Annotated in this window: 14 protein-coding genes; 2 read left to right on the top strand and 12 right to left on the bottom strand. The window is 52.0% G+C overall.

Annotated features, from left to right (window positions below):
- Window positions 1-27 precede the first annotated feature (27 nt).
- Window positions 28-1122 (top strand): recombinase RecA, encoded by a 1095-nt coding sequence (recA, locus tag HCR03_RS15070; RefSeq protein ID WP_187035173.1) that lies wholly within the window; start codon window positions 28-30, stop codon window positions 1120-1122.
- A 270-nt stretch (window positions 1123-1392) separates the two neighbouring features.
- Here the strand turns inward: recA and HCR03_RS15065 are convergent, their stop codons facing one another.
- From HCR03_RS15065 to HCR03_RS15055, 3 genes are all read right to left on the bottom strand, one after another.
- Window positions 1393-1635, bottom strand: a complete 243-nt coding sequence (locus HCR03_RS15065; RefSeq protein ID WP_187035171.1) for a hypothetical protein — start codon at window positions 1633-1635, stop codon at window positions 1393-1395.
- 23 nt (window positions 1636-1658) lie between these two features.
- Entirely contained in the window at window positions 1659-1898 is a 240-nt protein-coding gene (locus HCR03_RS15060; RefSeq protein ID WP_187035169.1) for a M14 family metallopeptidase, read from the bottom strand.
- Between the two features lie 202 nt (window positions 1899-2100).
- Window positions 2101-3966: an MFS transporter gene (locus HCR03_RS15055; RefSeq protein WP_187035167.1), complete on the bottom strand. Its 1866-nt coding sequence runs from the start codon at window positions 3964-3966 to the stop codon at window positions 2101-2103.
- A 284-nt stretch (window positions 3967-4250) separates the two neighbouring features.
- Here HCR03_RS15055 and HCR03_RS15050 point away from each other — a divergent pair, with 284 nt between their 5' ends.
- Window positions 4251-4574: a helix-turn-helix transcriptional regulator gene (locus HCR03_RS15050; RefSeq protein ID WP_187035165.1), complete on the top strand. Its 324-nt coding sequence runs from the start codon at window positions 4251-4253 to the stop codon at window positions 4572-4574.
- A 173-nt stretch (window positions 4575-4747) separates the two neighbouring features.
- On the opposite strand, the gene HCR03_RS15045 is transcribed toward HCR03_RS15050, so the two are convergent.
- From HCR03_RS15045 to HCR03_RS15005, 9 genes are all read right to left on the bottom strand, one after another.
- The gene (locus HCR03_RS15045; protein ID WP_187035163.1) at window positions 4748-5017 is read right to left on the bottom strand and encodes a helix-turn-helix domain-containing protein; all 270 of its coding nucleotides are present in this window, start codon (window positions 5015-5017) and stop codon (window positions 4748-4750) included.
- A gap of 14 nt (window positions 5018-5031) precedes the next feature.
- Window positions 5032-6849, bottom strand: coding sequence for a VirD4-like conjugal transfer protein, CD1115 family (locus HCR03_RS15040; RefSeq protein ID WP_187035161.1), 1818 nt, complete (start codon window positions 6847-6849; stop codon window positions 5032-5034).
- Between the two features lie 74 nt (window positions 6850-6923).
- On the bottom strand, window positions 6924-7796 hold the full coding sequence (locus HCR03_RS15035) for a nucleotidyl transferase AbiEii/AbiGii toxin family protein (RefSeq protein WP_187035159.1): 873 nt from the start codon (window positions 7794-7796) through the stop codon (window positions 6924-6926).
- Window positions 7793-8383, bottom strand: coding sequence for a type IV toxin-antitoxin system AbiEi family antitoxin domain-containing protein (locus HCR03_RS15030; protein ID WP_187035157.1), 591 nt, complete (start codon window positions 8381-8383; stop codon window positions 7793-7795). Before HCR03_RS15030 ends, HCR03_RS15035 begins: the two co-directional genes overlap by 4 nt.
- 101 nt (window positions 8384-8484) lie before the next feature.
- The gene (locus HCR03_RS15025; protein ID WP_187035155.1) at window positions 8485-9918 is read right to left on the bottom strand and encodes a DUF3991 domain-containing protein; all 1434 of its coding nucleotides are present in this window, start codon (window positions 9916-9918) and stop codon (window positions 8485-8487) included.
- 166 nt (window positions 9919-10084) lie between these two features.
- Entirely contained in the window at window positions 10085-13087 is a 3003-nt protein-coding gene (mobP3, locus tag HCR03_RS15020) for a MobP3 family relaxase (RefSeq protein WP_187035153.1), read from the bottom strand.
- 2 nt (window positions 13088-13089) lie between these two features.
- On the bottom strand, window positions 13090-13503 hold the full coding sequence (locus tag HCR03_RS15015) for a hypothetical protein (protein WP_187035151.1): 414 nt from the start codon (window positions 13501-13503) through the stop codon (window positions 13090-13092).
- Window positions 13504-13897: 394 nt separating this feature from the next.
- Window positions 13898-14608, bottom strand: coding sequence for a hypothetical protein (locus HCR03_RS15010; protein ID WP_187035149.1), 711 nt, complete (start codon window positions 14606-14608; stop codon window positions 13898-13900).
- An 81-nt stretch (window positions 14609-14689) separates the two neighbouring features.
- On the bottom strand, window positions 14690-14872 hold the full coding sequence (locus HCR03_RS15005; protein WP_187035147.1) for a hypothetical protein: 183 nt from the start codon (window positions 14870-14872) through the stop codon (window positions 14690-14692).
- Between the last annotated feature and the right edge of the window lie 133 nt (window positions 14873-15005).

The following is a 15005-nucleotide window of genomic DNA, read 5'->3' as shown; positions in this document are numbered from 1 at the left end:
TTATTTATGAACAGGAGGACATGATAGATGTCATCAGATAGGAGTCCCATTCCGTCCGCCGCACCTGCCCTGGATAAAAAACAGGCAGTGGAGAAAGCAATCACGCAAATCGAGCGTGTCTATGGGAAAGGCTCAATTATGCGTTTGGGAGATAGAACGCAGCTTTCAGTAGATGTCTTGCCGACCGGCTCTATTGGGCTGGACTTGGCCTTGGGAGTCGGCGGCGTACCCAGGGGACGAGTTGTCGAGATATATGGCCCTGAATCTTCCGGTAAAACAACTCTCGCTTTACATATCGTGGCCGAAGCGCAAAAGCTGGGCGGAGAGGTTGCCTATATCGATGCCGAACACGCGCTTGACCCAAGCTATGCCCACGCGCTGGGTGTGGATACGGATAATATGCTGATATCTCAGCCGGACGATGGGGAGCAGGCGTTGGAGATTACCGACTCGTTGATCCGCTCCGGAGCGCTGTCTGTCGTCGTGATAGATTCGGTGGCCGCGCTTGTTCCACGGGCCGAAATTGAGGGAGATATGGGCGACAGCCATATGGGACTCCACGCGCGGCTTATGAGTCAGGCACTGCGAAAACTGACCGGCAGCATCTCAAAGACAAATTGCATTGCCATATTCATCAATCAACTACGCGAGAAGATCGGCGTCATGTATGGCAATCCCGAAACCACAACCGGCGGGCGCGCTCTAAAGTTCTATTCTTCCGTCCGGCTCGATATTCGGAGAATTGAGCCAATTAAGCAAGGAACGGAAATCATCGGAAACCGCACTCGCGTTAAAGTGGTAAAAAACAAAGTTGCGCCGCCTTTTCGCCGGGCTGAATTTGACATCATTTACGGCGAAGGGATTTCAAAAGCAGGTGAGCTAGTCGATGTCGGGCTGGCGCTTGATTTAGTTCAAAAGTCCGGATCATGGTTCTTTATGGAAGAAACACGTTTAGGACAGGGCCGCGAAGCCGCAAAGCAGTATTTTCAAGAGCACATGGACGAAGCGCGGGCGCTTGAAGCTGAGATCGTACAAAAAGCGCAAGCCGATCCTTCTGCATTAACCTCGGTAACACCAAAAACCACCACAAATGGCCCAAAAGATGATTTTACAGATGAATAGCTACATGAAAAAGTGAGACTGCTGAATTACTTCAACAGCCTCACTTTTTAGTAAAAGACCTTTTTTCAAGATCAGTGGGATTCGTACCTGTATGTAGCTTTTTGAGCTGCCCATCAGGACCAACACTGTAAATATACCCATGCGGCTCCATTATTTTTACTCGTTATAATATACGCAGGTTTCTTTTGTGTAAGAATTGTGACTTCGAGATTTTCTCCTTTTGGAACAACGATTTCTCTTTTCATTGAAAATTACATAGCAAGAAAATAACTATGCCAAATAATCTCCGCAGTCATAATCGTTATACTGCTTTTTGATTTTTAGAATAATGGAATCGTCAGGTTGAACAGTTTCCTCAATGATCTTATATTTTGAGCGCTTACGCTCAAGCTGCGCTTTGAATTGTGCCAGCTCGTCTTTGACCGCTCTGGCAGCGGCCTCATGCCCAATCAATTCTTCTCTAAGCTGAAAATGAATTGTCTGATCCAAGCAGGCGTATTTAACTCGCTTCATATTTAACTTCTCCCCTAGTATTATTAATCAAGATAATCTCCACAGTTATGCCCAGTGTATTGCTTCTTGATTTTAATAATGATGGAATCATCCGGTTGAGCGATTTCCTCTACGATCTTGTATTTTGTTCGGCTACGATTAAGCTGAGTTTTGTAGTGCTCAAGCTCATCCTTAACGGCATGAACTGCCGCCGCATGGCCCAAATCCTCTTTCAATTGGAAATGGATCGTCTGCTCGATACATGCTGCTTTGATTCGTTTCATAGCTTTTTAGCCTCCCTTTTGTATTCTAATTTTATCATTTTTGAACAATGAAGCGCAAATCAAAAAAAGCAGGTTTAAAAAATTCGTTAAATATGCGCATATAGTACAATACTTAAATTTGTGCAAGTTCGTATTGGACAATATAAAAGCATGAAAAGACGAAGCAGTTTTTCTTTCGCCTCTCCATGCTTTTATAGCAGGATTATTTTGCTATGGCCGTGGCTGAGATACAGGCATTCATGGCGTATTTTGTGATGTTACTGCTATTTATCATACCGATCATGCGACCATCTTCCATGACAGGTATCTTTTTTAGATGATATTCGCTCAAAATACGACAAACGTCGCCTAAATCATCATTTGCATCCGTTGTAATAACTTTCTTTTCGGCTACATCAATTACTTTTATATTCATAAGTTCCAAAAGCTTTTTGTCGAAACCGTCTCCGCTCATAGCAGCGAGAGAATAGGCATTCTCAAATAACGGATGTTTTTTTGCAAGATAGCGCAATATATCGCCATCGCTGATAAAGCCAACGATATTTTTAACATTGTCTATTACCGGTACGCCACTGACTTCCTTTTCTGTAATAAGTCTCATGGCATCTAAGAGTGTTGCATCGGCACTTACCGTATAAACATTTGTTTTCATGATGGAGCGGAGTATTCCTGTCGGCTCAACTTTCTCCGATTCACAATTAAACTTTCTCGTATATAGAGCCAAAATAAGGCCAACCAAAGCAAATGCGGCTGCGAGTAAACCTGTAATCATAAATCCGTCACTGGCTCCAGAAAAAGCATCGGAGCCAAAGGCCATCCTGGAGGCAACAACAGCAGAGTAAACGCCAGTAAAGAGAGATGAACCTATGCAACCAGCTATCTGGAAACCGGTAGACATTACTGTAACACCGTGTGGGTTAAGTTCGTAGTCAAGATATGAAAGGGAAAAACTTTGCACAGGTCCGATGATCAGTGCCGAACCGCAAATAACAGGTATATATAAAACGGCAAGAATAACAAACGACCCGGAAGTATGTAAGAATGCCAACGCTATGGTAAATAGGCAGATCATTGCAAAACCTAAAGGTAAAAGAACACCTGCCCCATGCTTGTCAAAAACTTTCCCCGCTATTGGGGCAATTATACAGGACAGCATAATGGCCGGGAACAGTGTGAGCGAAGCCCCCAGCGACGATGCCCCCATTGCGCTCTGCATGTAAATTGGTATGATAATATTCATAGCAAAAATCACCACAAGCGAGATCATGTTGATTATAACGCCTATTGAAAACGGCTTAACTTTCAGAGGCCGCAGGTCAATCAGCGGCTGCGAAAGCTTTTTTTGACGCTTGAGGAACAAGTATAGCAAAAAGGCGCCAATAACGGCTGCAATTATCGCCACTGTAACGCTGCCCGAGAAAATTGTAGATACAGCATACAGGATTCCGATAAGTGCTATGCTAATCAAAACAACAGACGTAAAGTCGAGTTTCGGATGAGTAAGATGGGCAACATTGGTGAGCATGAAAGCTCCGCTGATAAAACAGAGCGCGGACAATCCAGCGAATACCCATAAGAGCAAATGCCAATTAGAGAATGAAAGCAAGATCCCGGCCACAATAACACTTAAGCTTGGCCCAAGTGTCGTCATGGCTCCCATAATTCCCATGTAAGTACCAAGTTTCTCTCGGGGCGCGACTTCAAGCGTGATATTCATACCGATGGGTATCAGCATACCAGTACCAAGAGCTTGAACGATACGCCCAGCGAGCAGGATTGGAAAACTGGTCGCTAATGCGCCAATCACGCTACCGACTATAAGCAGACTGGTGGTAAACAGAAATAGGGGCTTGGTTGGTATCCTGCGGTACATAAAAGCCGATACCGGAACCATAACGGCGGCTCCCAACATATAGGCGGTGGCAAGCCATTGGACAGTGGATACGCCTACATTTAAGTCGGTCATAATCGGTGTAAAGGCTACGTTGAGGAATGTTTCGTTAAAGGTTGCCAGAAATGCAGCGAAAGCAGCAACGATAACGATCATTTTAGGCTTAGTAGAAATCATATAAAAATACCTCTTTCAGCATAAAAAAACACATGCGAAGCATTTACCGTAATCAGATTTACGAGCAATGCTCAACATGTGTCGTTATGCATTATTTATTTTTATGATCTTAGATTAACAAAATTTTTTGAAAAAGTCAAGCGAGAAAAAAGGTAAGAAATCAAAAGTTAATTTATTTACAACCTAATTTTAGCACGTTACAATTTATTCGTCACAATAGTCACTGCCAGTACGTTCTCATTGTTTCCCCTCCAATGTAGAATTTTCTTGGAGGTGAACTGACAGTGGATGAATTACTGAATAACTATGGCCAAACGATCAAGGACGCAAGACTGGCTGCTGGAATGACACAGGACGCTCTTGCCGAACAGATTGGCGTCACAACACGGTACATCATGGCTATTGAAAATGAAAATAAACAGCCCCGAATGAAAGTACTGTTTAAGCTCATTCGCGCCCTGAAAATATCCGCGGATACCATCTTTTATCCTGAAATCCAACACGCAGACAAGAAAAGGGAGCATATCGTCCATATGATCCAACTATGTGATGAGCGGGATCTGCAGGTAGTCATGGCAACTGTCAAGGCATTGCTGGACACGAAATAAGCAGAGGACCATCTTCTTTCGGGAAGATGGCCCTTTCCTGTAGAGTAGATTGTTTTTCTCTGACGTTAGCTTTCTGTTAAAGTGGGACCTTCACTGATGGTTCACCATGAACCGTACCACAGTCCAGCGTATGGGCAGAATGCCCCCTTGGAGGGAAGGTTATTTATTCGGTGCTAACTGGAATCGACCTTCGTCAGATAAAACATGTTGCTGCTCTTTCCGCCGTTTTCCCGCCAGCGCTGCTCCCTGCGCAGGTAACCGCTTTTTTCAAGGTCGGCAATCGCGCGTTTAACGGTGCTGCGGGACAGCTTCAGCTCCTTGGCGATGGTACCAATCGCCGGATAGCATTTGCCGTCCCGGTCAGCCCGGTCGCGCAAATACATGTACACCGCCCTTGCCCGGTGGGGCAGCTCCGAGGAATAGAGCGAGGAAAAATAGCTCATCAAACCGCCTCCCGCTATATCCGTATCGAGGACTTTTGCTGTTCCGGCGTTTTATGCTCCAATGCGGGTGTGTGCTGAATACCGCCGGAAGCAGGAGAGTCAGATTCCGGCCTTTCCTCCGGTTCGGCTTCGCACGCGGCGTTGCGCCGGATGATTTCTTCCTCAAGCGAGTGCCGGTTCGCGTACTCCACCTTTCGGGCGGATTGCTCCGCAATCTTATACGGTTTTCCGAAGGTAATGCCCCATTCAAGAAATAGCTTCAGCCGGGTGCGCATCGGGTAGGCTCCTGTCTTAGTGACGATAAACCGGCCTTTGGGCATGGATTTGAGTTCATCCGGCGTCATCAGCGGACGCTCAATCATCTGCAGAGACTGGCTGGGATCGTTTTTTCCGCGGCTGATGGAGCCGCTCATTACAGTCTGATTGCCGAGGGCTTTTGAGAGAATCTGCGCCGATTCACTGTTGGGGGCAAAGCCGCCGAATACGGTGTCCTGGCAATTGTCGATTATGATGGAAGCGCCTTCCTTGCCGTAGTTTTTCTCCAGTTGGGCGAAGCTCTGGATAATGGCGACGATGGATACCCGGCGTGACCGGCTGGCGGAAAACATCATCTCGGCTGACTCGATCTTGGGAATGGTACCAATTTCGTCGAGAAACATCATCACGCGGTTTGGCAGTTTCCCGCCGTACTCGTCGGCTACGGATAGAATCTCCCGGTAGAGCTGCTGGACGATCAGTGAAATAATAAAATATTTCGTGTTGTCTTCTTCTGGCATGACGAGGAAGACGGCGCTTTTCTCCGTGCAGAACTTTTCTGCGTCGATGGCGGTGTCGAAGCAGAGTACCTGCTCCAGCTCGGAGTCGAGAAAAGCGTTGAGCCGGGAGAGCGCCGTTGACAGGACGCTCTGCATGGCCTGTTCCGCCGTATTCAGCGCTGCTCCCGCAAACCATTTGGTCTTGTGCTCGTCCGGCAGGTGCGCCAGAAGCATCTGGAATAATGTGCGGCCCTTCACGCCGCTGGGAGCCAGCAGATCCTGAATGAGCTTGAACACCGACACGATGTGCCGCTGCTTCGGCTCGCAGTATTCGGCAATCAGCAGGATGACGGAAGTCAGAAGCCCTTCGGCCGCGTCGTAGAAGAAGGCGTTCTGTCCGGCTGAGGCAGTGTCGAAGCCGCCAGAGTTTATGATGGTCTTGGCTGTGATTTTGGCATACTTCTCCGCTCTGGCTTTGTACGCCAGATTATCAGGATTTTCGAGATACAGGTCCATGTATCGGTTCACCAGATGGAGCAGGTTATTGCCGTCCGAGCGGGTGGGGTTGCGCAGGTCGATGACGGCCACATGGTAGCCGTAATAATCCTTTGCGATTCCAGCGTAGTTGCGGTAAAGATCGCCTTTGGTGTCAGTGGTGATGAATGACATACCGCTGGCGCAGGCGTATTCCAAGTTCGGATAGAGGAAATTTGCGGTCTTGCCAACACCGGCCGCGCCGATCATCAGGCAGTGGATATCATCGTCATCCACCAGCGCGTAGCCACGAGGAGCCGTCTTGTCGAACAGCGATGCTTTTCGCCAGCCGACCACCAATCCTTGCGCCGTAGGCCGGTTCTCTCCCTTGCGCCATTTTTCCGGTTCAAACCGGACTTCCGTATAGGTCTTTTTAATTTCCTGTTTGGTTGCCCAGCGCGCCGTACCATGCTGGCCATCGCCCACGGTCTTGGACTTGATGCCGTTCAGAGTATAGTAATGAGCCAGAAGGGATAAAAAGCCGATGACGCCGAACATGGTGAGTCCGGCAGCGATCAGGGTAATAATTTGGGATGTTTGCATACGATACCTCCTTGCCTTGGACAGCAAAAAGCCGCCGAAGAGATGATCACATCATGCTTCGACGGCTTTTTCCCTTAGATTATTTTTATGTTATAGTCCTCAGTCACAGCCATGGCGTTCTCATACAATTCCTTTGCCGCGGCGACGGCGTCCTCCCAGGCAATGTCGTCGGCATAGGTATATTTCTTTTGATAGCGGGTCCATAGCTCCTTCATTTCCTTGCTGCCGGACAGCGCCTCCGCACTTTCCGGAATACCGCCGCGCAGCAGAAAATCGCTTTCTCTTTTTCTGACCGTTCGCTCAAACGCTTCCTTCATGACAGGAAAACGGATATCGCTTCTTCGCGTGTTCCATAAAACATATACGTCATAAAAATCTCTCATACGGGTGTTGGCGGTGCTTCTGGAGAAGATGGTTTCCAGCTTTTCCGCAAGCACCGTTTCAAGATTGTATGCCTTGATCTGAATGCTTCGGTCTTCGAACAGCAGCCTGAAGGAATAATCGACCGCGGCCGGTGTGATGGGGTTGCCGGTTGTGATGTCTACCTTGAGGGTCTGTCTTGTTTCGTCCAGGAGCATCTCCAGCGTAACGCGAATGCCGGAATATTCCGCTTCATCGCGGATTTCCTCCAGCTTTTTCAGCGTGAGGGTTACATGATCCTCAACCGGGACGGCAAGAATATCCGCAAAAACGGAGCGGACGGATTCCTCGGTCAGCGGGTATCCCTTCAGCGTGGTGTCCATGTCCATGGTGGCGCGGGTGTCCAGCCCCACCATGGCTGCAACCAGCATGCCGCCCTTTAGAATCAGGTTCTCCCGATAAGGGGACAGGGAAATCCGTTCCAGCAGACGCTCCAGCATGAAGTTCCGGAGAATGATCTGCGCGTTGATGCTTTTATCCTTTGCCATGTTCCGAATGAGGGCGTTAAGCTGCCGGGATGTTTTCATAGCAATACCTCCAGATACTGCCGGAGCAGTTTGTCAACACGGAGCGATTCCGCATACCGCATCAGCAGGGGAATGTTTTTATTTTTTCTTCGGACATACCGCTTCAGGGCTTCCGGGAAAAGCGCGCCGTCCATCTGATGTCGGCTGCGCAGCATATCGCACAGGGCGCGCTCCGCGTCGTAAGCCCGGATTGGTCTGCCAAAGGGTGACTGCACCGCGGTGATTCCCAGCCCGAATAAATCCGGCTTGATGGAAAACACGCTGAGCCCTTCTTCCGTCAGCCGCTTGGTGTTGTAACCAGTCGGCACCGTCACGCTGTAGGTCAGCGGATCGCGGTCGGTCAGGTCGTGCAAATACAGGGCGGTGTCGTGAGAATAAACCAGCCGGGTTTTTCGGGCCTGCAGGGTAAACATTTTATCTTCCATCGCGTCTGGCGTGATATACACGCCGTGACCGGCACGCTCCAGTTTGCCTTCTCTAAGAAATGCCGTCAGATAACTGCTGGGAACGCCGGCGTTGACAATATCTTTTGTGAGCAGGATGCCGCCGCTCTGTTCGCAAAGGGATTGCAGGGTTTCCGCGTACATGCAGGCTCACCTCTCTCAATTTTTGTTTCATGCTAATATTATACGCAATTTTAGCATGAAATCAATCAAGAATAAAAATATAATTTAGGAGGGAGCGTGTCCTACATGCTCATCGTAAAATTTACGGCCTGCTCCTGTTCCGGAATCAGTTCGGGTGATTCCAACTCCATGAACATCCGCGCTTTGACACAGTCCAGAGCGAGGTTTAGGTAAGACCGGCAGAGCTGTCGCATATCGTCCTCGCTACGGATGCCGGGTGTGTCTATTTGCCTGCCGATGTCCGCCAAATCGCGCCGGATGTCCTCCATTCTGGAACGCAGCCAGCCTCTGTCCTCATGGGGTTTGTATTCCGACTGGAGCCTGCACACCAGCTGCTCCGCGGTCACGGGTCGTTCCATCTGTCGGCACAGGTCTTTCAAAAGCAGCAGGGAGCCTGCCGCCATGCACTCCAACCTGTCCACGGCTATGCCAGTATTCTCAGGCATTACCTTTCCGGATGCGACCGCCGTTTCCAGCTTCTGAGTGCAATCGGTCAGGAAGGCACGGATGTCCTTCTGCGAAGCAAGCGCTTCACACAAGCCGGAAAGCTCATCGCATACCTTCGGTAAAAGTTTCAGTTTAGGATGCTCCGACGCCGGGATAGGGGTAATCCCATGCAGGGCCTTCACGTCCTCGTTCCAGTCCTTCCAGCCGGATTGCAAGACTTCGGTATCCGTATATCCTCGTTCTGCCAAAATGTCCCGGAGTCGCCCATTGGCTTCGATGCCCGCCTCGTCATGGTCCAGGCAGAGAATGACTTTTTGCAGGTTTGGGTGAAGCTCCAGCTGTCGGAGCATGGCGTGCTCCGACACGCCGTCCAGCGTGACATAGCTGTGATTCATCCAATTTTTTGGGCGCAGTGTGATAAAGGACAGCATATCCACCGGCGCCTCAAAGACGTACAGTCTGTCGCTTTTGCCGGTCCAGTGAAAGCTGTACCGGGGATCGCTGCCCTCCACGTTCCCCTTATATGGTTCCCCCTGGGTATAGGTGCCGCGCTTGTGGGCGTGCCGGGCAATCCCGTTTTCATCCAGCCCGACAAACACAGCATTATGATACTGCTTATCCTCATAGATGAGCTTTTCATGGGCGAACCGGGACAGCACCTCACGATCAATAAAACGCTGTTTGATGAGATAGGCGAATACCCGCCGCATGTCTGGATTGGCATCTGGAAGAGCGAACTCTTTTTTCGGTGTCGGAGAGTTCTTGTCCGTCTGGTTCCATTCCACGCCGCTCTCGCCGCCCAGGAGCCACCGCACCGCTTCGGGAAAGCTCATGTCGTAGAACTCCTGCACAAAGTCGATGGCATGGCCACCCTCCTTGCGGCTGTGCCGGAACCATTCGTTCCCGCGGACGGTAACGCTGTCATGGCGCTTCCATCGCCACTCATGTCCGGAGCGGACGAGCTTTTCGCCCTGACGCTCCAAAAAATCCACCAGATCCACGGAGTTGGCCCGCTGCTTCTGTTCGTCCGTGAAATACACATAGTCCATACCTGAATCCCTCCCTTGTCAGCGCTTGCGCTTTCCGCTGCGCCGAAAAAAAACCGCCCGTTGGCGAACAGGCGGCTTGCCGGGTTTCTTCTGTTTTATGATCAGGTTTTCTTTTTTCTGCCACGGTTTTTCAAACGGCCTGTGCATAGGAACCCTCCTTTTATTTTTAGTAAGTGATGAGCTTCTGTTCATGATCGTCTGGAGCGTGACCCTGGGCAATCTTTTTCTGGTGGATCTTCCGCCGCAGTTTGCTTTCCACCTGCATGTGCGGACCTTCGGAAAGCCGCTCCTGTTCCTCCCGGAAAATTCGGCTCAGATGATGCAAAAACCTTGTCGCCGCGAGGAAAAACGACGGATCTCGGAAGGAGTCCGAATGATTGAGAAAAAACCGCGCGTAAATGTTGCCCTGCTCCGCGGATCGTGTCAGCCAGTGAATGGCGGCTTCCCGGTCGCGGGGGACGTCACGCCCCGCCAGATAGAGCTTGCCGAGCGCATATTGAGCATATTGGTTGCCCTGTTCCGCGGAAGCGGTCAGCCAGCGAATGACGGTGTCCACGTCTTTTGGAACGTCTTCGCCCAGCAGATAGAGTTTGCCAAGAGCGTATTGGGCGTACTGGTTGCCTTGTTCCGCAGAGGCAGTTAGCCACCGAATGGCCACATCCACATTTTTGGGGATATCCTCACCCAGCAGATAGAGCCTGCCGAGTCGGTACTGCGCAAATGAATTTCCCTGCGCCGCCGACTTCTGAAACAGCTCCAGCGCTTTCGGAATATCCTTCGGGACATCTTCTTCGGATAGGTACAGCTTTGCCAGCGTATACTGGGCAAACTGATTTCCGAGGTCTACGGATTTCTCCATCCATTTTACGGCGGCGTCTACATTCTTTGGGATATCCTCGTTCTGCAGATAAAGCCTGCCGAGGGCATAGGCCGCATAGGAATTGTCCTGTTCCGCGGCGGATGTAAAAAAGGCAATAGCTTTATGGATGTCCTTTTCTACATGGTTTCCGTCCCTGTAGAGCTTTCCAAGCGCATACTGCGCGAGAGCGTTGCCGCCATCCGCGGATTTCGTCAGCCACCGGACGGCCTGCTCCGCGTTTTCATGACCGCAGTCCGCGTCCAGATAGATTCTGCCGAGCATGTACTGTGCGTGGACATTACCAAGCCGGGCGGATTTCTCAAAGTAACCGAGCGCTGCCTCCACATCCTTTTCCGTCCCGGTCCCGGTGTAAAGCATCTGGCCGAGGCGGTACTGGAGCTTATCGTCGCGGCTTTGTTTCTCCATCTGCTGAAATCCCTGAAAGGCGATTTTGAAATGCCGCGCGGTTTCCGCGCTGTTGACTGATGTGCCGACTCCGTCCCGGTACATTTTTGCCAGCTCGTAATCGGCGTAGGACATGTGCTGCACCGCGGCACGCAGGTACAGGCTGAATGCGGTTTCACAGCTCTGCTCCACACCCTGCCCACGGAAGTACAGCCCGGCGAGGGAATACTGCGCGTATTTGTGGCGCTTGGCGACCGCTTCGCCAAACCATCCGGCCGCCGCCTCGTAATCCTGTTCCGTTCCGAGTCCCGCCGCGTACATTTTGCCGATCCGGTATTCCACATACCGTTTTTCCTTCACCGACTCGATGTCCTCAAAAGCGGAGAGGGCCTTGGCATACCAGCCAAAAGCCGTGCCAGCGTCGATCTCCACACCCAGCCCGTCCGCATACATTCGGCCGAGGTCATGCATGGCGAGGGCGTTGCTATCCTCCGCTTCCGCCCGGAACAGCCGGAGGGCCTGCTCGAAGTCCGGCTCCGTCTCATCGCTGCCGAAGAGAAACGCGCGAGCCTCCTTGTAACGGTCATTCCACGCGATGTGGGGCTTGCCGGACGGGGTATCGCCGGACTCCTGACTTGATACATCGCCTAAAGCATTGTCATATGGGGAACCATCCTGATCCACGACTGTTTCAGGCGGCTCCGGCAGAGGCAGTTCGGGTTCTGTTTCCACGTCGCCATTTTCTTCCTCGGAAGACGGCCCTGCATTCTCATCTTCCTCAAACGTAACATGGCGACTGCCGAGGCTGACGGCTTCGGCAATCACCATGTTTTTAATCTGCTTGAATTCCTTCTGCTGGGAAAGCGGCAGGGGTTCAGGCAAATGGTCCCTATAGGTGCGCAGAACCTCGTTTCGGAGCTCCTGCCATTGGGCATAGGCCGCCGCCACTCGTTCGTCCTTCGCCAGTTCGTCCACGATCCGATTGACCAGCTCCTTGAGCGGGGCCTTCAGGTAACCGTACTGTTTTTTTCCGGCCGTGTACTTCAGCCGCTCCGCCAGTCGGGACATCAGATCCTCAATGACCGGGCTTGCGCAGGTACCGGTCCGCATCTGCTCCAGAAGCTCCCGCAGGGTATCCCGGCTCTCGGCGGTCAGGGAGTCCCGCCGCGCGGTCTGTTCGGAGTAAATCTGCAGCAGATCTTGCTGAAAGATTTCCCGCGCGAGGCCGCTTCGCATCTTCTCGATGGCCGGTTTAGTAACGTAGCCTTCGCGGGGATCAACTGAGTACACGATCATGTGACAGTGCGGATGGTGCCCCTCGTTGTGAAAAGCGGCGTACCAGCGCAGGTTTTCCGGTGCAATTTTCATCTGCTCCGCGAACATGTTCCGCTGCTTCCGCAGGAGCGCCATCCAGGCGGCGGCATTGTCATAGCCGAGCCGGGCGGCGTCCTCACGCCGCAGGGAGATGATCGGCGTCCAAATGTTGCCCGTGTGCCGGGCCGCTTCTTCCGCCACCCGCGACAGCACCAGCGGCGTGTTCTCGTCGGAAAACAGACCGTGAGCACCGAGCTTTTCGGCGCGTGGGCGGGTGGCGATATAATTGATGTAAACTTCTTGGTGCGAGAGCTGGTCGAGGTTCTGATCCAGCGCCGCCGAGATCAGCTCCGAGGCATTCTCCACGGTTGGGCTGTTTTGATAGTCCTCGTATTCAAACAGCCGGTCGGAGTCGGAAAATCGCGCGAGGATGTCTGTGATGAGGAGCTTCTGCTTGAGTGTGGCCGGGAGGCCCCTCCTGTTCTGCGGGATTCTTTCGACGCCCTCCCGTGTCGCCACATAGGTCACCAGATTTTTCGCGTGCGCCGCCGCGTTTTTCAGATATCGGCACTTGAAGATAATCCGGGGCATAATCACTCACCCTTCTGGAATCTTGCCACGTCCTCAAAGGTCACGGTGCCGACTGATTTCTTCACGTCGCTGACGCACTTGCCCCGCAACCGGCGAAGTGTGGTTTCGTCCACGTCGGCGGTGGAGGCGAGGACGTTCATCATCATGCTCATTTCCACCGCCAGCTTGAAGATCAGGCGGGCCATGCGGTTCTCCATGCCGTCCACCATTCCGGTCATGGCCGAGGTGATGGCGGCGGGGAGATAGCGCACGCCTTCCTCCGCGGAGATATAGCCGCAGTAGAATTTGATTGCCTTTTCAATGAATTCGCTCTGGCTCTGACAGTTATCCCGCCGATACCAGTCCGCCACCAGCTTTCTGGTTTCCGGATACATCCAAAGCGGAAACTTCTTTTTGTTCTTTGTTTCTTCCGACATGCGAAAACCTCCATTCCCGCGAAAAGGGGCCGCAACACCGGTCGCAACCCCTAAGAAATTCTTGATTCAGCTTGTGTTTTCGGCATTCCGCTTTTCTCACAACCCCGGAAGCGACTCCACGGGCCGGATTCCGACCCCGGTGAGAAACGTCCCCGCCCCGCATTGCGGGGCGGTGTAAGCCGAAGCGGGGGGCGTTTTACGACCCCGCTTCTTTAACCCGCATCGTTTTCGACCCCATGGTTCACCTCCGGCTACGAAGCCTTTCCGGTCGGTCCACCGTCCACCAAATTTCCGCACACGGCTCCGACACGGGGCGCAACCGTTTTGATGGTGTAAACGTGCCACCCCACGGGGAAGCGGCGACACAGGGGCACACGGGCGGCAACGCTGGCGTTCACATCTGCTGTGTCATTTGGCCCGTCAGATTCTCCGCTTCAGAGAGCCGCCGAGAATGTTCCTCCGCCGACTGTGAAGGCTCCGTGATTTCTTTTCCGGCGAGATGTTCGAGAAAAATGCCCCAGCGCTTATCCCGCGGGAGGTAATCGGCGCGGTAGGCGTGATAGGCCGCGGCACCGGTGTCCTTCATGGAGTAGGTTTTCCAGCCGTCCATAATGTGAACGCCGGAAAGAACCTGTCTGTCAAAATTGATGTCAAACACGCCGGTGATCTGCCCGGTATTGTCCATTCGCGCTTTCACGTTTTCCTCAAACTGTGCGTCGCTGACGGGAACTGTATTTTGGAACAGGGCCGCAAAGCACTCCAGCTGGCGCTTCAGTTCGCCGCGCTGATACCTGCGCACCAGAAGCGCCAGCTGCATCAGCTCCAGACAGTCATCACATTCGAAGCAATGCACAGCGCCGTTTTCCGTAATGCGGAAGACGGCGAACCTCCGTGATTCCCTCGCACGCTGTTCCTCCCGAAGCTTTTCCTCGACAATCTGTTTTTCAACCTCCCGTTGGCTTTCGGGCGGAACCTGTTCGGTGTACAGGTCGATCAGGTAATTCTGCAGGTGCTTTTCGAGGGACGTACCCTGCACTTCCATCTCCTGTTCCAACGCGCTGAACCGATGCCGGTCAAGCCACAATTCGACTGATGTATCTCCCATCGGAGAATTCCTCCTTTAACAGATATCTCTCCGGCGCCCGCGGCGCGAACGGCAGAGAGAAAAATAGCGAGCCCGCCGTTTTTACTCGGCGGGGCTTTGATCGCGGCGGCTGGGAGCCTTTCGAAGCTCAGCCGGAACATTTCTCTCGTAGAGTTCCTGTATGTGAGCCTCCAATCCGGCGCGAAGCTCTGCTTCGCTCCTATATTTTTGAAGGGCGTTCAGCTTTTCACTGTCATACCGGATCTGTACCGTTGACATTTTCATATCTTGCGCTTCCTTTCCGCATTGATTTTTGATAGCCATGATGGTATACTTTTCGTCATTCGTCATGGCGGAGCTGACGAAAGTGTGCCTACTTGGTTACAAATCCTCCAGCGCATGGACCAGGCTGTCGGGT

The organism is Caproicibacter fermentans (assembly GCF_014303955.1).
In the GTDB taxonomy this organism is placed as follows: Bacteria; Bacillota; Clostridia; order Oscillospirales; family Acutalibacteraceae; genus Caproicibacter; species Caproicibacter fermentans.
The sequence above is the reverse complement of the archived record's forward strand: the minus strand, read 5'-3'. Positions and strand labels throughout refer to the sequence as shown.